This is a genomic window from Dyadobacter luteus (genome assembly GCF_003383615.1).
Lineage (GTDB): Bacteria > Bacteroidota > Bacteroidia > Cytophagales > Spirosomataceae > Dyadobacter > Dyadobacter luteus.
On sequence record NZ_QNUL01000002.1, the window covers coordinates 349,968 to 374,751 of the forward strand.

Annotated in this window: 17 protein-coding genes; 9 read left to right on the forward strand and 8 right to left on the reverse strand. The window is 45.5% G+C overall.

The annotated features are described in order from the left end of the window. Positions 1-2: 2 nt before the first annotated feature. Genes DSL64_RS04385 through DSL64_RS04400 form a run of 4 tightly spaced genes read left to right on the forward strand, consistent with a single transcriptional unit; the run spans position 3 to position 9,357 of the window. The gene (locus DSL64_RS04385; RefSeq protein WP_115829430.1) at positions 3-3,491 is read left to right on the forward strand and encodes a SusC/RagA family TonB-linked outer membrane protein; all 3,489 of its coding nucleotides are present in this window, start codon (positions 3-5) and stop codon (positions 3,489-3,491) included. Positions 3,492-3,541: 50 nt separating this feature from the next. Beyond that, positions 3,542-4,987, forward strand: a complete 1,446-nt coding sequence (locus DSL64_RS04390) for a RagB/SusD family nutrient uptake outer membrane protein (protein ID WP_115829431.1) — start codon at positions 3,542-3,544, stop codon at positions 4,985-4,987. 20 nt (positions 4,988-5,007) lie between these two features. Next, a complete protein-coding gene (locus DSL64_RS04395; protein WP_147300332.1) occupies positions 5,008-7,200 on the forward strand; it encodes a hypothetical protein in 2,193 nt (730 codons plus the stop codon). A 42-nt stretch (positions 7,201-7,242) separates the two neighbouring features. Beyond that, positions 7,243-9,357 carry an alpha-amylase family protein gene (locus DSL64_RS04400; protein WP_115829433.1) on the forward strand — a complete coding sequence of 705 codons (2,115 nt, stop codon included), beginning with the start codon at positions 7,243-7,245 and terminating at the stop codon, positions 9,355-9,357. Between the two features lie 79 nt (positions 9,358-9,436). Here the strand turns inward: DSL64_RS04400 and DSL64_RS04405 are convergent, their stop codons facing one another. Then, positions 9,437-9,877: a carboxymuconolactone decarboxylase family protein gene (locus tag DSL64_RS04405; protein WP_115829434.1), complete on the reverse strand. Its 441-nt coding sequence runs from the start codon at positions 9,875-9,877 to the stop codon at positions 9,437-9,439. A gap of 483 nt (positions 9,878-10,360) precedes the next feature. Between DSL64_RS04405 and DSL64_RS04410 the strand changes: the two genes are divergently transcribed. Both DSL64_RS04410 and DSL64_RS04415 read left to right on the forward strand, forming a co-directional pair. Further along, positions 10,361-10,690, forward strand: a complete 330-nt coding sequence (locus DSL64_RS04410; RefSeq protein ID WP_374755819.1) for a TIGR03643 family protein — start codon at positions 10,361-10,363, stop codon at positions 10,688-10,690. A 41-nt stretch (positions 10,691-10,731) separates the two neighbouring features. Continuing rightward, on the forward strand, positions 10,732-11,421 hold the full coding sequence (locus DSL64_RS04415) for a hypothetical protein (protein ID WP_115829435.1): 690 nt from the start codon (positions 10,732-10,734) through the stop codon (positions 11,419-11,421). Between the two features lie 272 nt (positions 11,422-11,693). Here the strand turns inward: DSL64_RS04415 and DSL64_RS04420 are convergent, their stop codons facing one another. Continuing rightward, positions 11,694-12,275 carry a Crp/Fnr family transcriptional regulator gene (locus DSL64_RS04420; protein ID WP_115829436.1) on the reverse strand — a complete coding sequence of 194 codons (582 nt, stop codon included), beginning with the start codon at positions 12,273-12,275 and terminating at the stop codon, positions 11,694-11,696. A 140-nt stretch (positions 12,276-12,415) separates the two neighbouring features. Here DSL64_RS04420 and DSL64_RS04425 point away from each other — a divergent pair, with 140 nt between their 5' ends. After that, on the forward strand, positions 12,416-13,780 hold the full coding sequence (locus DSL64_RS04425; protein ID WP_115829437.1) for a glycoside hydrolase family 28 protein: 1,365 nt from the start codon (positions 12,416-12,418) through the stop codon (positions 13,778-13,780). On the opposite strand, the gene DSL64_RS04430 is transcribed toward DSL64_RS04425, so the two are convergent. Continuing rightward, a complete protein-coding gene (locus DSL64_RS04430) occupies positions 13,764-14,897 on the reverse strand; it encodes a cytochrome-c peroxidase (RefSeq protein ID WP_115829438.1) in 1,134 nt (377 codons plus the stop codon). The genes DSL64_RS04425 and DSL64_RS04430 overlap by 17 nt on opposite strands. Before the next feature lies 1 nt (position 14,898). Next, entirely contained in the window at positions 14,899-16,881 is a 1,983-nt protein-coding gene (locus DSL64_RS04435; RefSeq protein WP_229216952.1) for a TonB-dependent receptor plug domain-containing protein, read from the reverse strand. 918 nt (positions 16,882-17,799) lie between these two features. Between DSL64_RS04435 and DSL64_RS04440 the strand changes: the two genes are divergently transcribed. Both DSL64_RS04440 and DSL64_RS04445 read left to right on the forward strand, forming a co-directional pair. Then, on the forward strand, positions 17,800-20,934 hold the full coding sequence (locus DSL64_RS04440; protein ID WP_115829439.1) for a SusC/RagA family TonB-linked outer membrane protein: 3,135 nt from the start codon (positions 17,800-17,802) through the stop codon (positions 20,932-20,934). 33 nt (positions 20,935-20,967) lie between these two features. Continuing rightward, entirely contained in the window at positions 20,968-22,410 is a 1,443-nt protein-coding gene (locus DSL64_RS04445; protein WP_115829440.1) for a RagB/SusD family nutrient uptake outer membrane protein, read from the forward strand. Positions 22,411-22,512: 102 nt separating this feature from the next. On the opposite strand, the gene DSL64_RS04450 is transcribed toward DSL64_RS04445, so the two are convergent. From DSL64_RS04450 to DSL64_RS04465, 4 genes are all read right to left on the reverse strand, one after another. Then, positions 22,513-22,950: a hypothetical protein gene (locus DSL64_RS04450; RefSeq protein WP_115829441.1), complete on the reverse strand. Its 438-nt coding sequence runs from the start codon at positions 22,948-22,950 to the stop codon at positions 22,513-22,515. A 295-nt stretch (positions 22,951-23,245) separates the two neighbouring features. Beyond that, positions 23,246-23,497, reverse strand: coding sequence for a DUF6364 family protein (locus DSL64_RS04455; RefSeq protein WP_115829587.1), 252 nt, complete (start codon positions 23,495-23,497; stop codon positions 23,246-23,248). Between the two features lie 163 nt (positions 23,498-23,660). Next, on the reverse strand, positions 23,661-24,089 hold the full coding sequence (locus tag DSL64_RS04460; RefSeq protein WP_115829442.1) for a VOC family protein: 429 nt from the start codon (positions 24,087-24,089) through the stop codon (positions 23,661-23,663). A 62-nt stretch (positions 24,090-24,151) separates the two neighbouring features. Continuing rightward, positions 24,152-24,571, reverse strand: coding sequence for a VOC family protein (locus DSL64_RS04465; protein WP_115829443.1), 420 nt, complete (start codon positions 24,569-24,571; stop codon positions 24,152-24,154). Positions 24,572-24,784 lie beyond the last annotated feature (213 nt).

Below are 24,784 nucleotides of genomic sequence, written 5' to 3' on the forward strand. Positions count from 1 at the left end.
TAATGTTCCAAAAACTACGCACAATCGTACCGTCTGTTCTGGTATGTGGGTTTAGCGCTTTGCCCGGACAGGCTGCTTCCCAGACACTGGCAAAAAACGTGCTTCAAAAACCGCAGCAGGAAGTGGTGGCTCCTGCCAAATTGTCTCTGGACCAGGCGCTTGATATCCTTTCGAAAAAGCACAAAGTGCTCTTCGAGTTCAACGACAACCTGATCAAAAATAAAACAATTGATCGCAGCGAGCTGGAAGTGAAGGAAGATCTGGAAAATAAGCTCAAACGTTTATTGTCACCGTTAGAGTTGAGGTTTGAGCGGTTTCAGAGTAAATCTTATCTGATATTAGATAAAAATACAAACCGGCCGGATAACAAGGCAAAAGCTTCTATACAGAACAAACTGACAACAGATTTGCCGGCAAGCCATGCATTTGCAGGCAGAAGCGTGGCTGAAGTCGCCGCATATCAGCAGGCAAAACTGGCTGTAGCACGCGTGGAAGGCAAGGTCAGCGATGAAAACGGCGAAGGGCTGCCCGGTGTAAATGTGGTGGTGAAAGGCTCACAAACCGGAACCAGCACGGATATTGAAGGCCGCTATTCTATCGAAGCTTCTGCAGGTGCCGTGCTTGTTTTCAGCTACGTCGGCTTTCTGAGTCAGGAGGTTACACTCGGTAACAATTCGGTGCAGGACATTGTGCTGAAAGCAGATAACAAAACATTGGAAGAGGTAGTGGTAGTAGGTTACGGAACAGTGAAACGTAAGGATCTGACTGGTTCGATCGGTTCTTTGGACGCCAAGGAAATCAAAGATCTGGGTGTTGCCCGTGTAGATCAGGCATTGCTTGGAAAAGTGGCCGGTGTACAGGTGTTGCCAGTTTCTGGTGCTCCCGGAGCAGACCCGCAGATCAGGATCCGCGGTATCGGTAGTATATCGGCAGGTTCACAACCGCTGTATGTGGTGGACGGTTTTCCGACGGACAATATCCAGACGATCAACCCAAGCGATATCGAAAGCATGGATATTCTTAAAGATGCTTCCGCAACAGCGATTTACGGGTCCAGAGGTGCCAACGGGGTTATTATCATTAATACCAAAAGGGGTAAAGCAGGCAAGTCAGTGATTTCTTTTGATGCGCACTACGGTCTGCAGAAAATATCCAAGCAGCCGGAATTTATGGATGCCCGCCAGCAGGCCCAATACTACTATGATGGTGTGCGCAACCGAAATCTGGATGTAGGCAACAACATTACAGGAGCGCCGGGAAGCTGGGGTGTGCCCGTACCACAAACAGTACTCGACGTACTGGAGGGAAGAAATACCAACAATACCAATGCGCTTGATGCAGTGTTGAGGACAGCTTCTCAGCAGCAATATCAGCTTTCGGCTACGGGCGGCACTGAGAACGTGCGCTATGCAGTCAGCACTGAGTACATGAACCAGGACGGGATTATTAAAAATAGTAATTTCAGCCGTTATTCGCTAAGGGCCAACGTCGATGCGCAACTGACTAAAAAGCTTTCTGCGAAAGTAAATATGAACGCAGCGCTGGCCGACCGTCAGATCGTTGCGCCGAGTGGATGGGGTGGCGGCGCCAACGAGAGTATCGTAGCACAAGCGACGTCTGCGCAACCTTACTATCCACTCTATAATCCTGATGGTAGTTACTTTGTGTATGCCAACCTGGACGCATCTACCAACCTGAACAATCCGGTTGCACTGGCCAATGAAATCCAGTCCAGGGGCAGGCTCGCAAGATTCCTGGGTAACATCAATCTGGAATATGCCTTTACCGATGAGCTGAAACTGAATGTGATGCTGGGCGGGAATTTTAACAGTAACAAGGCCAGCAAGTTTACACCTCAGTTACCTGTATTCTTCAATACACCTGCAGTGGGTGTGGATAGTACCTCGATGGTCGTAAACTGGATTACCGAGACGACGCTGAATTACAATAAATCTTTCGGGGATCACAGTCTTTCGGCTTTGGTCGGTTATACGACCCAGAAGGAAAGATATGAATCCAACTTTCTGACCAGCAATAACTACCCCAATAACCTGGTGCCTACTTTGGGCGCTGTGAGCGGGATCATTACAAATGGTTCTTCGGCAGTTGCAGAGTGGTCATTGCTGTCGTATCTGTCCCGTATCAACTATAACTACAAGGGCAAATACTATGTAACGGCATCTGTAAGAACAGACGGTTCTTCACGCTTCGGTGCAGACAAGAAATACGGTCTGTTTCCTTCTGCAGCCCTGGCATGGCGTCTGTCGGATGAAGCATTTTTGAAAGATGTGCAGTTCCTAAGTGAATTCAAAGCACGTGCCAGTTATGGTGCGACAGGTAACAACAATATCGGGAACTACGAGCATTATGCAACTATCAATTACCACAAGTATAATCTGGGTGGGGTAGCAGTAGGAGGCTATGCGCCTGCAAAACCTTTTAACCCTGGTCTTACCTGGGAAAAACAGCAGTCGATCAACTTTGGTGTGGACCTGGCTTTCTTTAACAGAAGAATCATGCTGACAGTCGACCGTTTCCAGTCACGCAATACGGATCTCCTGCTGAACGTAAACGTACCTGCGATCACAGGATTTAACACGATGCTACAGAATGTGGGAGAAGTCAAAAATCGTGGATGGGAGTTTGTGCTCAATACTGTCAACGTTGAAAAGGCATTCCAGTGGAGCACAGACTTCAACCTTTCGACTTATAAAAATGAAGTGGTGAAACTGGGACCTTCGGGAGATCCGATCATCTCGGCAAGAAACATCACCATGATCGGGCAACCGATTGGTATGTTCTACGGCCTGAGAACAGATGGTATATTCAAAAACCAGGCTGAGCTGGATGCAGGTCCGATCTATAACCCTGGCGCTCCTGACCGTTCACGTGTAGGTGACCAGCGTTTTGTAGATGTCAGTGGTCCGGACGGTGTCCCTGACGGTATTATTAACAGCTATGATTACACGATCATCGGCTCTCCATATCCTGATTTTTACTATGGGATGACCAACCGTTTTGCTTATAAAAATTTCAGTCTGAGCGTGAGTATGCAGGGTTCTTATGGTAATGAGATTACCAGCACAGCCAACGATATCCGTCTTACAACCCGATCACGCAGCCGTACGCTTTCAACACAGGTTAATTACTGGAAGTCAGAGCAGGATCCGGGGGATGGTATGACGCCCCGTCCTAACGATGCCCCTACAGGAGGTGTTCGTCTGGTAAGTCCGCGTTACATGGACTCAGGTTCTTATCTGAGAATCAATAACATCAACTTCGGATATCTGTTCCCTGAGAAGGTTGCCAATGCAGTCAAGCTTAGCGCGCTGCGTGTGTATGTAAATGTGACGAATCCATTCATTTTTACAAAGAACACATCATTCAATCCTGACGTGAGCAACACGACAAGCGCTCTGACCCCGGGTATTGATTATAACAATTACCCGCTGCCTAAAAGCCTGATTTTTGGCGTGAATGTAACATTCTAAACCCTGCTATGATCCATTGAGATAAGAGCAAGCCTTTAAAGATTAACAAAATGAAAAAAATAGCAAGTGCAATCCTTCTCACATCGCTGCTGAGTGCTTCCTGTAGCCAGGACTTTATAGACCTGCCTCCGATCTCGACTGTGAATGTGGACCAGTTATATAAAACAGACAATGATTTCAGGGATGCAATGACAGGCGTCTACCGCAGTCTTCAGATGCAGTACCAGGATTTCTGGATCTATGGAGATGTTCCGGGAGACGACTCTGAACAGCAGGTGGCCCGAAACGATCCCTGGTACTTTGCAGATACCTTCACGATCAACAATGACCTGGTACTGCTCAATAACACATGGACGAATTACTATGTGCTGATCACACGTGCCAATACAATCCTGGACAGGATAGAAAAAGTGGACGGTGCCACATTGGCCAACCGCGACCGTCATATCGGCGAAGCTAAATTCCTCAGGGCACTAGCCTATTTTGATTTGGTCAGAATTTTTGGAAATGTTCCCATGATCACCTCGCTGATCTCGACGGAAGAAGCGCTGAAAAAGACCCGTGACAATGTGGCAACTATTTATGAGAATGTGATCATTCCTGATTTGCTCGAAGCAGAGAGCCGTCTGCCTGCGACTTACACAGGCGCCAATGTGGGGCGGGCGACAAAGGGCGCTGCGGCGTCACTGCTTGCCAGGGTATATATGACCAGAAAGGATTTTGTGAAGGCCGAAGAAAAACTCCAGCAGGTTACCACAATGGGTTACAGGCTTCTGGCCAACTATAATGACCTTTTTGACTACAGCAAAAATGAGCATCACAGCGAATACATATTTGATGTGGAATATGAAGAAGGTTTAGGTGGACAGGGTAGTGTGTTCACGCACCGCTTCATGCCTAACTCTACGACCATGGCTGGTTTTTATGGAATCAGAGGCAGTGAGCTGTCCGAAACCAATTCCCCGACCGATGAGCTGATTGGCCTTTTTCAGCAAGGTGATCGTCGTAAAGACATTACCGTGGGGCCCAAGGGAGGGTTTTACAACGCCCAGGGTGAATTCATAAGACTGCCTATTCCAAGTCAGACCTATACCAAAAAGTACATCACACCTGTAGCCATTCAAAATGATAGCAAAGCGAACTGGAAGGTGATCCGTTATGCAGATGTGCTTTTGATGTATGCCGAGGCACTCAACGAGAACGGCAAAACTGCGCAGGCTGTACAGGCGTTAAACCAGATTCGGGAAAGAGCAGGCGTAGCTGCTTACACGGCCACGACACAAGCAGACATCCGTGCAAAGATTGCATTGGAACGCAGGTTGGAATTGTCGTTTGAAGGTCACCGCTGGTTTGACCTGGTGCGTACCGGTAAGGCACTGGAAGTGCTTCGCCCGAAAGGAATTCAGGACTACATGACTATATTTCCTATACCCCTTAACCAGATACAGGTGCTCAATGACAGGAACGTGTTTCCTCAGAACCCGGGTTACGACTGATCCACCGATTACTGTCTGAAATGAAGCCACTAGTTTTTATTGTTTGTTTATTGTTTATGTTGGCCATAGGTCGGTGTGATGCGTTTGCTCAAATCACGCTGGCCTATGACAGCAGCCTTCAGCCGGTCCATTACGCCGCCGGAAAACTCAGTGATGCACTTGCCCGGAAAGGGAGAGGTATCAAAATTCTATCGGAAGTCAACCCCGGGAAATTGCCGTCGGTGTGGGTTATAAACAAGGGAAATATTCCCCGCAGGCTTCGGAAATGGGTCTCTGCCAAAGATTTCGAAGGGCTTCAGCCTGAAGGATATGCCATACAACGCATCGGCGACAAGCGGTCAATAGTCATTCTTTCCAAAGATGCAATCGGAGCTGAATACGGTTTGCTTGATCTGACAGAACATGTGGAGCTACATGGTGGTCTGGACAAAGTAGAAGCCAAACGTATCAATCCGAAATTCGAATACCGTATTGTCAAGTTCAATCTGCCCTGGTCGCCCTACCGTGTCAGCAAAGCAACGGAAGTTCATTTGCAGACCTGCCGTGATTTGAAATTCTGGGAGAAGTTTCTGGATATGATGGCTGAAAACCGACTGAATGCACTGTCTTTATGGAACAACCACCCATTTCCATACATGATCCGTTCGCAAAGTTTCCCGCTTGCCAGTGGGCTGAGCGATGCAGAAATGAAGGAGTGGCAGGGTTTCTGGAAACAGCTTTTCAGCATGGCGAAGCAGCGGGGCATCCAGACATACATCATCAATTGGAATGTGGTTGTCTCTCCTGAGTTTGTCAAAGCCTATGGCGGTAAAGAATACAGTGATTTATCTGATCAGGTTAAAAAATATACAAAGGAATCGGTCACCCAACTGATTGATGAGTACGAGGATCTTACCGGAATCGGTGTAACGCTGGCCGACTGGATGGGTAATTTTCCTGACAAACTTACACCGCAGCAGCGCGAGGACTGGATTGACGATACTTTTGTGGCAGGTATGAAAGCTGCGAGAAGACCGGTGAAATTCATTCACCGGTCTGTACTGGCAGGCGACCCCGTGGCGATGAGAGAGCTGATCTCCAAAGCAGATTTAAAAGATCCGGCTCTGGTCGAGATCAAGTTCAACTGGTCGCACGGACACTCCACACCCAAACTTTCTATTTCGCACGATTACCATTCGGGTAAAATCGACGAACGTTTCTGGAGTCCGAAACCCAAAGATTACAACATTCAGTGGATGGTCAGAAATGAGGACTTTTTCATTCTCCGTTGGGGGCAGCCTGATTTTATCCGTCAGCATATCGCGTTTAATAGCAAGGATTACGTTAATGGCTATTTCATAGGCTCGGAAGGGTATATCCCCGCCGCAGATTATTCTCAGAAGCCTTCACCTGAGAAAACCTGGCAATATGCATTCGAAAAGCAGTGGCTGTTTTACAAGTTATGGGGAAAGCTGCTCTATAATCCAAGTACCAGCGATAAAGAGTTTGAAAATGCATTTGAGCTGAAATATGGAAGTGGAGTAGGGAAGCCAATGCTTGAAGCTACCAGGCTTGCGGGTAATATGCCGCTGCGGCTGGCATCTTTCTACCGTTCTACCTGGGATTACACGCTGTACAGCGAAGGTTTTATTGAAGCCGAGCCCGCTGAGGCGAAGGGGAATTTTGACAGATCCAATCCACTTATCTCTATTACAGACCTACTGGATCACCCCACACTCGATCCAGCGATGCTATCCATTGCTGACTATGTAGATAGTGCGCTGATGAAGAAGGTGGTGGGCGAAGATGTCATTACACCTCTTGCCCTGGCAGATTCTTCGGAGCACGACAGCCGAAGGGCGCTTGAACTGGTTGATGGGCTTATGCCTCGTTCGGGAGCTGCCACCAGTGCAATTAAATCCGAGTTGGAGGATGTCGCTGTCTGGGCGCATCTGGGCTTGTACTTTGCCGATAAACTCAGAGCAGGTGTAGCGCTGAAAACATTTTACAGAACCGGAGACGCGCAACAGAAGCAACAAGCTGTTATATTGTTACAGAAATGCCTGAATCATTGGGACCAGGTGATCCGTTTTACCAAAGACAGATACCTGCCCACACCGCATGTGATGACACAAAACTACGGACCCGAATTCCAGGTTTTTCACTGGGAGCTCATGCGTCCGCAAGTGGAGAAAGATATTGCAATCGCCGACCATGCTGTTTTTAAACCCTGACCTTTTCAATTTTTTAGCTTAGCTGCCAATTTTACTATTCCTATGCTCAAAACCTTTTTATCATTTTGTCTCTTATTGCTTACCAGCGTGGCTGCCGTGTCCCAGAAAGCTTCTGCTGAAGAAGAATTATGGTGGCGTAAAAATAATCTCCGCGTCATTCAGACAAATCTTCCTGATTATGAAGCCGCTACGCTGAATCCTGATTCTCTGGTGAAGGACCTGGTTGCCTTTTCGGCCAACACACTGATCATCAACGCGGGTGGTATCATGGCTTTTTATCCTACCAAACTGGATTTTCATTACACCAATCCGCACATGAAGCCAGATATGCTCGGAGAGGTGGTTAAAAAATGTCATCAGAATGGCATTAAGGTAATGGTCAGGGTGGACTTCAGCCGGATGCACGAAAGTATATACAAGCAACATCCCGACTGGTGTTATATTTCTCCGGAAGGTGAACGTATGATCAATACGGATATGTACGTGGTTTCGATTAACGCGCCCTACGTACAGGAGAAAGCTTTCAACATCATTGAGGAGATTATGGATCTGTACCCCGTAGACGGCATTTTCCTGAACATGCCCGGTTATCAGACACGCAATTCCTATGCCGATAAATACCATGGCATAGACCAGAATGTGTATGATCAGAAGAGCTTTGCTGCCTACAGCGACGGGCTGAAGCTGCCATTAAAAGAAGACGGCTCCGACCCTGTGTTCAGAAAGTACATGGAGTTCAAAAAGTTTACCGTAGATCAGTGGTCTGAGCGGTTGAATAAGCTTGTGAAATCTAAAAACAAGCAAACCGCGATCTGTACCTATATGGACAAGCACGTCGATATTATCCGTCACGAATCCCAGAACAATACATCGTTACCGTACTGGCCGTATACAGCTTCAGATAACGTATCGAACGCTGGCAATTCCTATCCCGACCATATCATCAGCAACGCCTCAATTCAGCAAATCTCCTTCCAGTCCAGGTTCAATGCCGTGGAACCCATGGAGGTACAGATCCGATTGTATGAAAACATTGCCAACGGTTCGGGGCTCGATCTGAGCATGGCAGGTGATACCCGTGGTTACGAAGACGAACGCAATTTCAATGTGATCCGAAAAGTTTATACCCACCACAAAAAATTTGAGCCTTATTATGGCAACTACAAGTCTGTAGCCAAAGTAGCGGTGATAGCGCCCGGTTCGTGGGTGCATGGTGAGCAGGGGCAGGAGTACCGCGGCGTATCGCTGATCCTGAAAGAGGCCCATATTCAGTTCGATGTGATTGAGTTTACCCAGATCGCCAAACTTGCAGAACGTATCAAAGCCTACAAAACAATAATTTTTCCTGAAATAACCAACCTTTCAGAAGAGGCATTGGAAGTACTCAAACAAGCGGCTGCCGGCGGAACGAACCTGATCGGCACCAACCGCTCGTTTTCAGCTTATCCTTCTTTCCTCTCAGAGGTCTTCGGTGCCAAAGTAGTCAGTAAGGACAATGACGGTGCAGGTAATTATCTGGTGCCGGATCAAAAGGAATTCAAAAGATTTTCGCTGCAAAAGATGTTGTTCTGGAAGTTCAATCTGGGACTCTATAATTTCAGCGGGGCAGATGAGAAATTCTTCCCGATCCTGAGCAGCGGTCGTCCGGGTCCGCCAGAGATCATTGGCGGGCATGAGCCTACCGGTTATTATGCGATGGGGGTAAAGAAACATGCGAAGAGCAAAGCGGCACTATTGCCAATTAATGTAGGACGTTTATACTTTGTGCATGGCTATGAGCAGCACAAAAACATACTACTGGAAGCGCTGGATCACGTGATGCCTGATGCTGGGAAGCTAGTACAGACCAACGCACCTGCAAAGGTGGAAGTGATCCTGAAGGAATATGCACGCAATACGCCGGAAAACCGGAAGACACGGCAAATGGAAGGTTTGATGCTGCATCTGGTGAACCTGACTGGTTTCAGTGGCAATACCTATTTCGAGCCACTTCCCGTTCTGGATCTGAAGTTTACCCTTCAATCTGATTTCAAACCGGCCAAAGTCTTTGCTATGAATTCAAAGAAGCCTGTGAAGTATACCTGGAAAGATGGTTATCTGACCCTGGATCTAAGCCGGTTGGAAGACTACGAAGGGATTGTTATTTCAAAGAAATAATTCAAATACTACGAAAAGAGAAAGCCACTTCTGCGACCCGTAAAAGTGGCTTCCTCTTTTTGATCAATGTAAATGATCTTTATTCTCCCGGCTGCAAATGTGTACTGATCGCAATACGGTTCCAGGCGTTGATCGTGACGATCATCATAATCACCTGCGCTACATATTCCTTTCCAAGAGCAGCTTCCGCCTTTTGGTACAACTCATCTGAGATTCCTCCCTGGTGAATCAGCGTCACTGCTTCCGTCAGTTCCAGTACGATGCGCTCCTGTTCGGTATACAGATTGGTTTCCTTCCAGGCATCCAGCAGTACAATCCGCTGAATACTTTCTCCCAGTTTGATCGCATCTTTGCTGTGCATATCCAGACAGTACGCGCAGCCATTAATTTGGGATGCCCTCAGTTTGATCAGTTCCTTATGTGTTTTGCTCAGTGCGCTTTTCTGTAAATAAACTTCCAGACCAAACATTGCCTTATATCCTTCTGGTTGTACGTGCTGCATATTAAATCGATTTTCCATGATTTTCTCTGTTTTTGTGTTGTTTAATTAACATGACAAAGGTCGTGGATGCCTGTTTGGGAAATCTTAAGCTGGTTTAAGAAAGTGTAGAAATCAGATTAGTTTTTAGCCAGATATGACCTTACAATGTATTGTTCGGGTCAGCATATGATCCATCTGATGTCCGGAATTTTGCTGACTATTTTAAGATATCTACGTTTATCATCGGGATAATCAGCAGTTACTCTTTCGGATTATTAGATAAAAAATAAAATCTCCTCATTTCGGTATGGTTGTGATATTGTTGGACTGAAATCCCGAGATATGATAATAAGGTGCCCTTTGGACCAGATCAACAGGCATTTTCTATGTACAAGTCGTTTTGATTTTTGGTCCCTGATAACACTCCGGCATTGTTATGCGGTATACAACACAGAGGCAATCAGGTTCAATGGCATAATATTGATACACTTATACAGACAGGTTGTAATACCGATCGCTTGTATGCGTCGGGCAGTTCACCAGCAAGAGATATTCATCAGTATGAAGCAGAACGATAAAAAATTAACGCCGGAAGACGTTGACCGGGTCATTGAAATGGCCTGGGAAGACAGGACGCCTTTTGAGGCAATCAAGGCGCAGTTTCTATTAAGTGAACAGCAGGTGATAGCGATGATGCGTAATGAAATGCGGCCCCGCAGTTTCAGAATGTGGCGTGAGCGTGTACAAGGTCGGGTGACTAAACACATGAAATTGCCAGGGAATGAGGATCTGCGATTCAAATCGAACATGCAAAGACAGATCAGCATGAATAAGATAAGTAAACGGATGTAAAATCACAGTTCATCACAAAGACCTTCAATCAAATAAAAAATATGAGTAACTACAAAGTTAAAATTTTGTCCTTCGAGCAGATTCATGAATTGCCGGGCTCTTGGGAAAAGAATGATTTATTGAATCTGCTTAATGCGATGGATTATGATAATCCGTCAGAGATTGCAGATGCTGAAATAAAGGAAATGTGTATGATGTCGCTGACCGACTTTGAGCCTGAAGAAGCGGCAAAGATCGTTTTGGATTATACCATTGACGGACGGCTGACAAACGGACAGATCCAAAACCTGTCGCATGAAATTCTGAGCGAAAAACTTTGGGAAGAATATCCTGAGCTGCATTTGCATCCGGATCTTTTCAGATCCACTCAGTTGCTTTATGATGCTTACAATGGAAAATTTCCGCGTGCCGAGGCAGTTCGTTTCTCCGTTGAGATTGAGGGAGACATCAGTATTTTTAATGAGCATCCCGCTGCTCCTTTAGTAAGGATTCTTGCTGCCGGTATGTCGGACCGGAGTCTGATCAGCCGCTTGTTTACGGATCAGCTGAAAGACGATAAGTTTGAAGAAGCAAAGGACATTCTATGGCAACTGAACGTCGTTTCAAAAACCGAGACTACTGTTACTTACGATATTGTCAGTTCAGCATATTGGTTGGAAGAGATTAAATACGCAGACAGTTATGAAGCTGAGTCGCACGCTGATGCTGTTTCTGATGACGAAGAAAATTAATTGATTTAAAATGTAATCGATTGTATGATAGTTAGTTTTTAAAATGAAACTACTATCATACATGACCCATTCCCATCGCAGCCTAGTTCTGGTCTCACTGAAATACCTGAAAGCAAGCCAGCAGGTATCTGGTAATGCGTAAGTAAAGGGAGTGCCTCTGTGGGTCGGGCACAGCGTTGCTGGATATTTTCGATGAACAACCAGATTTATTTATCTCAATATTGCTGCAAGTCCTCGCTCGCGTCTCACTGCGGGCTTTCCGCTACTATCCCTCACGCGGGCTTGGTCGCCTTCCTCCTGATCTCACTCAGATACTCAGGTGTGATACCCAGAAAGGAGGCTAGCAGATATTGTGGGATACGTTGGCAGAAGTCAGGGTACTTCGTAATAAAATTGGTATACATTTCTTCCCTGGTCAATTCGTACAGAAAACGGATCCTGTTTTGTGCTGCTGCAGAAGCTCTCTGGTGGACAAGCCGGAAATACTTTTCAAATGCGGGATGGTCTGCAAATAGTTTCTCCAAACCCTGAGAGTCGATACAGAGAACCTCGCTTTGCTCTACCGTTTCAATTGCAAACTGGGCTGTAGTTTGTGCGTTAAATGCGGTATAGTCACTCAACCACCAGTTTTCCAGAGCGAACTGTGTGGTTTGCTGTGTCCCGTTGTCTTTGGTAAAGTAAAGCCTCAAACATCCTCTCTCCACAAAATAGATATAGCGGCAAGGATCGCCTTCGCTCAGAAGAACCGTTTTCTTCTTCACCTTCAATCGCCTAAAGCTACTACTGATCTCCTCTGAAAATGCAGGATCGTTATTCAGGATTTTGCTGATGTGCTGGTGGAGTGGGGTAGGCATGGGGAATTAAGGTTTAGAAGTCCGAAAGTAGTAAGTTTAGCAATGCGGATAAAATGATTATCCGTTTCCCTCCCCCAACCCAGGGTCAACCCACCCATAATCCGTCACCATAGGCAACTACAAAGTATATCAGGCCAACAATGAAAAAAGCATTGAAATATATATTGTTTATCGTGTTAATGGCCTATACAGCAGAGGGCTTGCTGGCACAGAACCAGTCTTCAAACAAAGCTTCTGTTGCGGGCAGGGTGCTGGATATTAGAAAATTCGGTGCGGTGGGCGATTCGGTACGGGTTAATACCAGTTCGATTCAAAAGGCGGTGGATGAATGCTTCCGCCTGGGTGGCGGTACAGTGCTTGTGACGGGAGGTGTGTATTCATCAGGTGCGATTTTCCTGAAATCCAAAGTACATCTTCGTGTTGACAAAGGGGCTAAACTACGCGCAGTGTCAGGTATTGAAAACTATCCGGTTTTAAAAAATACCCGTATTGCCGGAATTGAGATGGACTGGCCGTCTGCTTTTATCAATGCCATTGATGCTAAAAATGTGGTGCTGGAAGGTGAGGGGACTATCGACGGCTCGGGATACTATTGGTGGGAAAATTACTGGAGCAGACGGGATACACTTTCTAAAACGATTCCTGGCGATCTGATTGACTGGTATGTACCACGTCCCAGACTTGTGCTTTTTGATAAAGTAACCAACTCGCGCATCTCAGGGCTGAAGCTGATGAATTCGGGGTTTTGGACGGTGCATATCTGCTACAGTAAATCAGTGGTGCTTGATGGCCTTGATATATTCAATCCGATCAATGAGGAAGGAAAACGAGCTGCCAGCACGGACGGCATAGACATTGATTCGAGCCGGGATATTTTAGTAAGCAATTGCACCATTTCGGTGGACGATGATTGTATTGCAGTCAAATCCGGACGGGGATCAGATGGCTTGCGTGTCAATATACCTACCGAAAATGTGGTGATAGAGAACTGTTTGTTCAAAGCCGGGCACGGCGGAGTTTCTATGGGAACAGAAACCGCTGGTGGTGTCCGTAACGTACTGGTGCGAAATTGTAAAGCGGATGGCAATAGCGCTGCCATCAAGTTTAAACCGCGGCCGGGAAGGGGAGGGGTGGTAGAGAATATCACGCACGATGGCTGGGAAATCAAAAATGGCGGTACAGCTATTGACTATGCGCTCAGGAAAGTGAATGGGGATGATTATGTCGATGAATGGCAGAAAATAGTGGTTCCGTTTGCGATGGCCACCCCGAGGTACCGCAACATCACGATCCGGAACGTGAAAGCCAAGGATATGAAAAAGGCGATTGCTTTTCTGGGCTGGCCGCTGGCACATGCAGAGAATGTATTGCTTGAAAATGTGGTCCTGCAGGCGCAGCAGGCCGGTGAATTTCAGTATGTCGATAATCTGATCCTGACAAATGTGCAGGTTGCCGCACCAGGAAAGGCTTTACAGTTTACAGAAGTTACTAATCTTGTCCGTTAGATGTAAGTCTGGCGTGCGGATTTGAAAAGGCAGGATTATTGATAAAGGAAGAGTCTGTAAGCATTTGAAGAAAGGCAATAATATCCTTTTTCTCTTCAGTTTTGAGGGCAAGCGTAGTGCCATACTTGTCATTGGAAATATCCTGAAGAAAGCTACTAAGTGAAGGGCTTTGTTGAATATGGTCGCTGTAATGATCCAGCACTTGTCCTATCGTAGCGAAACGTCCGTCGTGCATGTAAGGCGCTGTGAGCATGATGTTGCGCAATGTAGGAACCCGGAACCTGCCCCGGTCGGTATCCTGTCCGGTCAGTTTTTCTCTTCCAGGGTCTGCGGGAACAGCGTCCAGTCCATTGTTGTGAAATAGCTCTTTATACATTTTTGGCGTTCCGTGGCAGTGCGCACAGTTAGCACCCCGTTTGCCGGTCGTCGGATTCGGGGCATTTTCAAACAATGCTATACCTCTCAGTTGTTGTGGTGTTGGTTTATACTGACCTGCCAGGTACTTGTCATAGTCCGATCCGGCTGAGATCAGCGTGCGTTCGAATTGTCCCAGGGCTTTCAGGATATTGGTTTCTGTAATTTGGTTGGTACCGAATGCCTGCTCAAACAGGGGAGGGTATTCCGAAATTCTGCTGATTTTTTGAACGGATTCAGACAACGATTGTCCCATTTCGTGCGGGTCGGTAAGAGGGAACTGCGCCTGGTCTTCAAGGGACGAAGAGCGGCCGTCCCAAAAGAAGTTTCTGACCCATAGCAAGTTGGCCAGAGACATCGCGTTTCGGCTGGTGAAGTTGCCATCAACGCCCATGCTGACCCGGCGCCCATCAGTAAAAGCCAGTTTTTGTTCATGGCAACTCTCGCAGGATAGCTTGTTGCCAGCAGAAAGGGCTTTTTCGTAAAACAGGTACCTCCCGAGTTTAACGCCGGCGACGGTCGTTCGATTGTCGGCCGGAATGGTAAACCGGGAACCGAAATTGGCCGGATATTTCAGAATGGGCTCATCAGCCGGGCGGAAACTTTGGATCACTATACAAAAGAGCAAAATGCCAAAAGCCAGGACGAGTTTGATCCGTCCAGGTTTTTGAAAATTACTGTTCTTTGCCTTGCTCTGATTCATTTTAGAAATGACTGAAAACCAAATTTACAAAGAAGTTGCGCCCTGCTTCGGGGAAGCCTTCCACCAGACTATAATTCTTATCGAAAATGTTGTTGATACCTGCTTCGGCAGATATGCCTTTGTAAAGTTTCACGCTTGCCTTGGCATTCACAAGGCTGTAAGCTTTTGCCTGCGTGCCGTAAGATGTGCTGTATCGGTCGCTGTTGTGTTCATAGCTGACCAGAACATTCGCTCTTCCCAGGAATGTGTAATCTGCGTAGGCGAATACCTTATGCTCGGGTACGTTGGTAAAAAGGATATTCGGGTTGCTGATGTTTTTTCTTTTGATAAATGAATAGTTCGATCCTATTTTCAATCCTTTCGCCAAAGCGTAATCCAATCCGGCTTCTGCTCCATAAAAACGGGCTTTACCTGCATTCTGTAACTGGAATCTGTTAGGTTGTACGTTGTCCACCTGCTGGATGATGTCATTGATAGCACTATTGAAAATACTTGCCTGGATACCAAGTCGCTGAGCAATTTTTCCGGTGTAACTCAGGTCCAGGTTCACAGCTGTTTCTGCGTGCAGGTCAGGATTGGGGATGGCTTGTCCCATGCGGTAGGAATATCTGTCTTTGATCGTCGCGAAGCGGGTCTTGCGTGCAACTGATCCTTTCAATGAATGATTGGTACTGATGTCCCAGAACAAACCAGCTTGCAAATTGAAAGCATTGTTTTTACTGTCAGCAAAATTGGTAATTTCTTTTGTCGTTGCATTATATTCTTCCGCTTTGTCGCTGTTTCGCATGTTGAAGCTGGCGCCTGGAATGAAAGCCAGTGCAGGTGTGATCTGGTAAGTATTTTCAATACCAATGGAAAGTGTATTGTCAATGTAGTTTTGTAGGGGTTCGTTCAGATCGTTTTCTCTGTGAATATCGCGTTTGTACTGCACGTTGAGCTTGAATACATTGTTAGCAATAGCTCTGGATTCGTATTCAGCGTTTCCGCCCACTGTATAATCGTTGTAGAAACTCTGAAAAGCATACCCGCGTGTCTGTGCCGTGTAGGTAGTATCGTCGTAGCTGAAAAGTTGGTTTACAAAGGTGTCGTAGTAAAGCCGGGACTTGATCTTGCTTTTTTCAGTCAGATTTGTGCTGGATATAAAGTAAAGACTCTGCTTATGCCATTTAGGCCATTTCCAGAAGCGGGTCGTGATCCTGGTATCATCACCTATATATGGAGGCGTTCCTTTTTCACCCTGCTGATTCACATAACCGATTACGTATTCATCGGTAGCGTTAGGGGTGAATCCGGCTTTTACACTGAACTTAAGATCGTTCCTGTAGGCATTTTCACGATCTTCGGTTTGCTGATACCGCCTTGGTACAAAATCTGCCGACAACGGATAGGTCTTCTGCTTCAACTGAGAAGCGCCGGCCTGATAGAAGAATTTACCAAAGCGCGAACCGGCATTTACGTTCCAGCGGTAACCTTCTCCGCTGAACACACCTGCACGTCCGTTGATCTCGAATTTACTGACCGGCTTGCGGGATACAAGGTTAATAGCACCACCCATCGTATTGGCACCATATAATATGGAAGCAAAACCTTTAGATACATTAATTTCTGCCAGATCGAAAGTCGTGAAACGGCCCATGTCTACGTAGCCATCGTAGGGAACATATACCGGTACACCATCTATAAATACAGGAACTTGTCTGAGGTCGAAACCGCGTACATATACTACCGACTCGTTTCGGGGACCTACATTGGCAATGTTAACGCCTGGAAGGATATTGAGTGCATTGGAAAGATCGTTGCGGTTGAATTTTTCAATGCGCTGATAGGACAGCACTGAACTACTGTCTTTGCCGGACAAGCCCGAAATGGTTACTTCGCCCAACTGGAAGGTTCTGTTGGCAGCTAAAGTGTCAGTGGATTGTTGTGCATTGGCAAATGTGGCTGAACAGGCACTCAGCATGAAAAATAGTAGCTTTTTTCTCATCAGTTTCGATATGTATTGTCGGATATATCGCAAAGATATATATCTGTCAGCAGGAAAAGACAGGTCAGGATGAAAAAACAGGATGTTGTTTGATTTTTGCAATGACAGACTGATGCAACAACGCTATTCAGGGAGTTTGGGCACAGTTTCAGGTACTATATGTTGATTCCGCCGCTTGCTATAAAATGGTACTATTTTGTTAGAAGGGTATGTTTTGTATAAAATGCTTGTAACCCTGTTTTGCTGCAAAATGAAATTTTTATACTCTTTCACTTCGTTTTTGAAACGTGATTTTTCACTACATGCATAAAAATTGTTGATTTTGAAGATTTGCTATACTTGTGTTGTGTCAAAACTTTATTCTTGTTAAAGTAATAATATTGTATAAATCTGATATAATATTCCACATAAACTAACTTTGATGATATATATGATTGTAATAATGTATTTATGCCAAATATTAGTTTAAAATAAGTTAAAAAAGATACTCTTTGTGTTAATATCGGTAAAGAAATGCTCTTTCAATGTCACTAATATTGTAAAAGCGAAACCGGAATCGCCTTACCATGGGTATTTGAAAAATGTTATTTAGCGCTCCACAATTTTTGTTTATGATGTGATAAAAAATGAATCGTTGCTCAATCTGAAAGTAAGCTAATTTTTGCGTATATCTGTGTCCGTTATGTTATTCCAGTTTGCGGATATCAGGCTGATTGACGCGTAACCGAATCGTTTCCTCTGAAGCGTCCTGCGTGTTTCGCATTCAGGATGATGTATTCATGCTGTTCCTGTAACAACGGAACGGGCATGCCTGCAATTGTTTGCTTTTTTAGTTTCGGGTGGTGCAGTTGCGCCAGTCCATGTCTGTTGTATGCTATTTCTAAACCCCACTTTCATCCTTTAAACAGTAAATACAGTATGAGAAAGTATGTTTATTTAATGTTCTGTTTGCTGCTCGCCCAGGTAGTGCTGGCCCAAACAAAGACCATCACCGGAACGGTGATCGGGAAAAATGATGATAAGCCCATACCAGGTGCTACCGTTTTGGTGGAAGGTACGAGCTCAGGTACGCAGACCAATTCTGACGGCGTTTTCTCTCTTCAGGTTTCCGGCAAGGGAACGCTTTCGATCTCCTTTATCGGTTATGTAAAGCAGACCATCGCTATTGATTCCAGGACAGATTATAAGATTTATCTTTCAGAAGACGCCACTTCACTGCAGGAGGTTACGATCAACGCTGCATACGGTACGTCTGACAAAAAAGCATTTACCGGCTCGGCCACTGTGGTAAGCAGCGAGAGGTTGATGTCGACTCAGCCCACAAACATTACGCAGTCACTACAGGGAACAAGTCCTGGTGTACAGGTGCTGAACACCAACGGCGCCCCGGGAAGTGATGCGACGATCGTGATTCGTGGATTAAGTTCAGTAGGAGGCGGTAACAATCCTCTGTATATTCTGGATGGTATGCCTTACGACGGGAGTCTGAACTCAATTAACCCGAATGATATTGAGAGCATGACTGTTTTAAAAGATGCCGCAGCTACAACCCTGTATGGTTCACGTGCTGCCAACGGGGTATTGGTGATCACCACCAAAAAAGGAAAAGCGGGTAAGCCGACTGTGAATGTAAGAAGCAACTGGGGCTATGCTGATATGGCTGTGGCTTATCCTGATAAGCTGGAACCACAGCAATTGATGGAACTTGCATGGGAATCGCTTAGAAATGGCCGTATGGACAGAGGATTGACTGCAGAGGCCGCAGCGCAGTATGCTACCGACAACGTTGTTCAGGAGTATTTCCAGAACCGTGACAGAAACATTTATAATACACCAACACCAATCGGACTGGACGGTAAATTAAAGCCGGACGCAGTTCAGCTTTTCTCTGGTGACTGGTTAACAGAATATTTTAAGCCACGTCTCAGACAGGAGTACAGTCTGGATATCAGCGGTGCTACCGGAACTGACAACAAAACTTCTTACTTCATTTCGGGAGCGTATCTGAATGACAAAGGAAGTTTCAAAGTACAGGGCTTTGAACGTTTTACCGGAAGGGCTAATCTGAATTCCCAGGTGACTAAATGGCTCAATGTAGGAACAAACCTTACCTACACGCATACAAAACAACAGAATCCGAATGTGGAAGCGCGGTTTACACGTGTAATGCCTTCAGTTTATCCTGTATATGAATGGGATTATACTGCCAATGCTTATAAACGTGACCCTTACGGAAACCTGCTGCCTGACTTCGGTGATGCAACAAGAACGGAGTGGAGAGGATGGAACCCGGCTTTTGTGGGAGATTACAAGAATCCGTACGACTGGCATTTCAGCTTTAACCAGAATGACAACATGTCGACCCGGAATTTTGCAGAGATTCAGATTCTTCCTTTCCTAAAATTCCGCAGTGGTATCAGTACTGATTTTCAACTTAGTGGAGGACACAACTACCAGTCTGCGACCCTTACTTCCACAGCAGGCTACGGTGGGTGGTCGTCACGCTGGTCGGACCGCCGCTTTACTTACACGATTAACAATCTTGTTACTTTCGATAAGGATTTTGGCAAGCACAATATCAACGTATTGGCAGGTCAGGAAATGTACCGTGCCCGTTACAACTACCTGAGTGCAGCCAAAGAGCGTTTCGCCCTGGGTGGACTCTATGAACTGGGTGCTGCAGCACAGATGTCTTCTTCAACTTCCTCGGAAGACAACTACCGCCTGATGAGCTACCTTTCCAGAGTTGAATATAACTACAATCAGAAATACTACTTGTCTGCTTCTTTCCGTAAGGACGGTTCTTCACGTTTCTCGAAAGCCAACCGCTGGGGTAACTTCTGGTCTGTGGGTGGAGCGTGGATTCTGTCAGCAGAAAACTTTATGGCCGGAGCGACCTGGCTGAATAACCTGAAAATCAGAGCGAGCCATGGTACTGTAGGAAATGACCAGATGTCTACGACTGTTGGGTACTATGCCTACCAGGGGTTGTACGCCACAGGGTACAATGACTACAACGATGCTGGGGTATTGCTTTCCAAGTTGCCAACACCTAATCTGATCTGGGAAAGTAACGAGCAGACAGATCTTGGGGTTGACTTTCAGTTATTCAACCGCCGTTTGCATGGTTCTGTGGATTTGTTCAGCAGAAAGTCCAAGGATCTGATCTTCAGCCGTCCACTTGCACCCTCGGTAGGTTTGAGCAGCATATCTGAAAACATCGGTGATATCAAGAACAATGGTATTGAGGTAGAGCTGGGTACTTATGTAGTAAGAAATAAAGAATTCTCATGGGATATTGATTTAAATGCATCTCACTACAAAAATGTGATTACCCGCCTACCTCAAGCTGAAATTATTGACGGCCGTTTCAAAATGGTGGAGGGCAAGTCGCGTTACGAATTCTTCCTTGTAGACTGGGCAGGTGTCAATCCTGAAACCGGAAACAATACCTGGTGGAAATACAACGCTGATGGCAGCCGTGAAGCTACTGAGCTTTATACAGAAGTAAGCAACAACGATCAGAAGCGTTTCCAGGGAAGTTCACTGCCTGATCTGTTCGGTGCACTGACAAACACATTTACCTATAAAGGTTTTGATCTTTCAGTAATGCTTTATTACAGTGTAGGTGGAAAAATGTACGATCAGGATTATGCTGAAGGGGTGCGTTACAGAAGAGGTTTTAACATGAGTACTGATATCCTTGATCGCTGGACTCCTGAAAACAGAGATACCCGTATTCCACGTTTGTCTGAGTTTACACAAAACAACATCACTGTGGCTTCTTCTCAGTATTTGTTTGATAACAGTTTCCTCAGATTGCGTAACGTATCACTGGGATACAACATCCCTAAAACTGTAGCTCAGAAGCTGTATGTTGGTAACATCAAAGTGTTTGGTCAGGCGACTAACCCATTAACGTGGGGAGCAGCAGCCAGAAGAGGAACAGATCCTGAAACAGGGCTGAATGGAACAGTGGCGAACGGGACAAACGGAAGCGGTGCAGGCTCTATCCGTAAGAGCTGGTCATTCGGACTTCAGGTTACATTGTAAATCGAGATACTATCAAGGTAAAATATTAAGATCATGAGATTTAAAAATGCTTTTATATATGGAATGACCGCGATGCTGGCAGTAGCATCGACAGGTTGTGACAATGAATTTCTGGAAACAGGTCCTTCAACATCTATTTCTGATGAATTGTTGTTCAGAACTGTATCAGGTGCGCAGAATGCGATCAACGGTGTATATAACTATATGCGTCTGCGTGGTACTGATATTGAATTCAGTACCATACTGCAATACAATAATGGCTTCGATATCATGGCGCAGGATCTGATCGTGCGTAACTCAATGGGCCAGATGCAGGTATATTATGCTTACAATACGAACCCGACCAGAGCAGATGGCGCGATGACTTCCAATGTGTGGGCCTATTATTACACGATTATCAATAATGTCAACATTATTCTTGATAATATCGACAGGGCAGAAGGAAGCGCAACACAGAAGAACAATATCAAAGGGCAGGCGATGGCAATCCGTGGCTGGGCCTACTTTTATCTGGTACGTTTCTATCAGCAGACTTATTCCATCGCAAAAGAACAGCCGGGAGTACCTTACTATGCTGTGGGCGGAACCACAGAGGGTAAGTCACGCGAGAAGGTGTCTGTGATTTACACCAATATCGTCAATGACCTGAAAGGTGCGATTGATTTGCTGGGAGGTTATTCCCGTAATTATAAGAGCCAGATCAACTTACCTGTGGCGCAGGGTATTTTGTCAGAGGTGTATCTGACCATGGAGGACTGGGCCAATGCGGAAGCGATGGCGAAAGCGGCGAAGACCAACTTTCCTCTGATGACCGAAACACAGTTTAAGTCAGGGTTTAATGACTGGACTTTGGGCGAGTGGATGTGGGGTGTCAATCAGTCCTCTACCCAAAATTTCGGCAACGGCTCTCCGTTTACGCTCTGGGCGAACCAGACCAGAGGCACGCGCTGGACATTTGATTTTCTTTATGTGAATGATGCATTCAAAAACCTTTTTGAGGCTGGTGATGTACGCAACCAGTTCTGGTTCAGAACCGATCACGGCCACTGGACTTCTGACAAATTCAGAGAAGCGCAGGACGACTTTTTCGGAGATGTTGTGCTGATGCGTTCGGCGGAGATGTATCTGATCGAAGCGGAGGCGCTTGCACGCCAGGGAAAAGAAGCTGATGCAAAGACCGTTTTATGGCAATTGCAGGATGCCAGAAAGGCAACGCGTGTGAATACAACCGGCAATGCACTGGTAGAAAGTATTCTGCTCGAAAGAAGAAAAGAACTTTATGCCGAAGGGAAAGCCTGGTTTGACCTGAAGCGTACACAGAAAGGATTTACCCGGACCGGGGACCATCCGGCGAAAGTAACGATTCCGGCACGTTCGTGGCAATTCGTTCTGCAGATCCCTGTCAATGAATTCAATAGCAATAAAAATCTTGTAAGTTCTGACCAGAATCCTTACGACGGAGTTTATCAACCGTAACTTTTCCTGAACTAAAATCAAAAACCTCCGCTGATCTGGTATTGGTGGAGGTTTCTGTTATAGAGTGCCTTCTCAGAGAGTTCCTGTGGAAGCTTTTGCTTCTTATTTTTTAAGAGAATTCAGTTCCTCCAGGCCGATGGGTTGAAACTGAAATAATGAATCCTTAAACACGATCGAGCCACGTGCGTACACATGAAATCCCATATATGTCCCTGCTGTGCCGGTACCCAATTTCAGTATTTCGTCCTGTTTCAAAAAGACGATAGGGGCAATAGACCTCACGTTATCTTTGGAAAGGTATTTGTATTTGCCCAACAAGGTATCGCCCGATATATTACCGGTAACGGTGCCATCGTCTGTGGATTTATCGTCATATCTGATTTGGTAATCTCCGTAAAATCCTGCGTCCGATATGTGTAATGTCAACAGTGCGGTGTCGAGCTTGTTCTCTGATATCGCTTTGAAGTATTTGGTTTCATATTTGGGGCCACAGCTTATCAGTACCACTATTAATGGTAGAAGGGATATGATTTTTATCATAAAGGTCAATTTAATGTTTGGATTTATACCTATGTGGTGGTGAGAGGAGAGGCTTCAGTTGAAGAGCCGGGCGATATTAGTATTTTGGATGTCAGATGACTCGCCGTGCGAGGAGGATCATAGAACGTATATCTAATGGGGCTCCAGATGTTTAGTGTCAGCCTTAAATTTTAAAGAGTTTCTGTGTCGAGCCAAAATACTGGAGATAGTTGTGGGTGGGGTATTATGGCCCATAATTGGATTTTTTGTATTAAAGCACAAAGTATGGGCTGTGTACTAAATCGGAAGAAGAGAACTAACGCCGATATTTTTCGGATAAACGATTAACCAATTCTTCCTTATAACCCAGTTTTTGCGTCTGTTTAAAAGAACCTTTTAACAAACTCACAGTTGGAGAAAATTCGTCTTCAGCTGAAACTTCATCATTAGATGAAGCTTTTAAGTAATTCTGAATGAGGCTGGAAAGGCTTCTCCTTCTCTGTTGAGCGTACTTTTTGGCCTTTTTAATAGTGGATTGCTCTATCATTAATGTAAGCTTTGTCTTCATAGCTTTCTCTTTTGAGTGAGATTCAAAAACCTTATTAATCCGTGTAAATTTATGCATTTTTTAGATGTCTGATGGAAAAAGATGGTTACGGATTTGCTCAGATTATATAACAAAAACGCCTCCACGATCCACTCGTGAAGGCGCTTTTTAAAGAAGTTTCTACTTATGCAGCATGCGAGCCGTCGTTATAGTTGATCATCCAGAGAATTCCGTATTTGTCTTTCAGCGATCCGAAATAGTCTCCCCAGAACATATCGTCTAACGGCATCTCAATTTCTCCGCCTTCGGCCAATGCGTTGAAGATGCGGTCGGCTTCTTCTCTGGAATCGGGGCTGAGTGAAATGTATGAGTAGTTGCCCGGAATCAGTTTATGGCCCATTGACTCAACGCAGTCGGATGCCATCAATATATTTTTACCGACAGGTAACGAAGCGTGCATGACAAGGTTTTTGTCTGCTTCGGAAAAGTTTTCTGATCCCGGTGCTCCACCCATCTTCATGATAGACAGTTCTCCACCAAGGATGGACTGGTAAAATCTGAAAGCTTCTTCTGCTGTGCCGTTGAAGTTCAGATAGGGGTTGATCGTAGCCATGTGATTAAAAGTTTTATGGTGATGTGTTGGTTAAGTAATTCAATAATAAAGATATATAGTTTTTACTGACCCGGCATTTTGGACATATCCATATGAAGCATTGCCCAGCGGTGACCATCAGGATCTTCAAATCCGACAACATACATCCAGCCATCAGCTTCACCTGGCTCGGCAAATATCTTCCCGCCAGCTTTTCTGACTGTCTCGGCGAATACATCCACCTCCTGCCTGCTTTCAGCATCAATATTGATCAGCATTTCATGTCCCTTCGCAGTGTCTGCCACAGCATTGTGTACAATCGTTGCGAATGTCTGCTCAGGGAAGAGCATCAGTACAAAATCTTTTTCTCCAATGTAAAAGCTACCGGCGTTTGGATTGTTATCGTGCATCGGGTTACTTCTGAATCCGATATCCGAGAAAAATTTGCGCGATACTTCCAGATTTTTAACCGGCAGATTGAGCCATGCTTGTTTTACACCCATGATCGTAACCTTTTAATTTTGTGAACAATTTAGCTAATTTGTCGTGCTGTCCGACGAATACAAATGTCAGGGAATCAGATCACTCGCATAAGGTGATAAAGCGACAATCAGGAGGGGTAAATGTGACAACTTTCTATTGGCGGTAGTATACTGACAGTGGAAGTGAAAAGTTTGACAAGTTTGTAATACATCTGTTTCCAAAAGTTTTGTAAA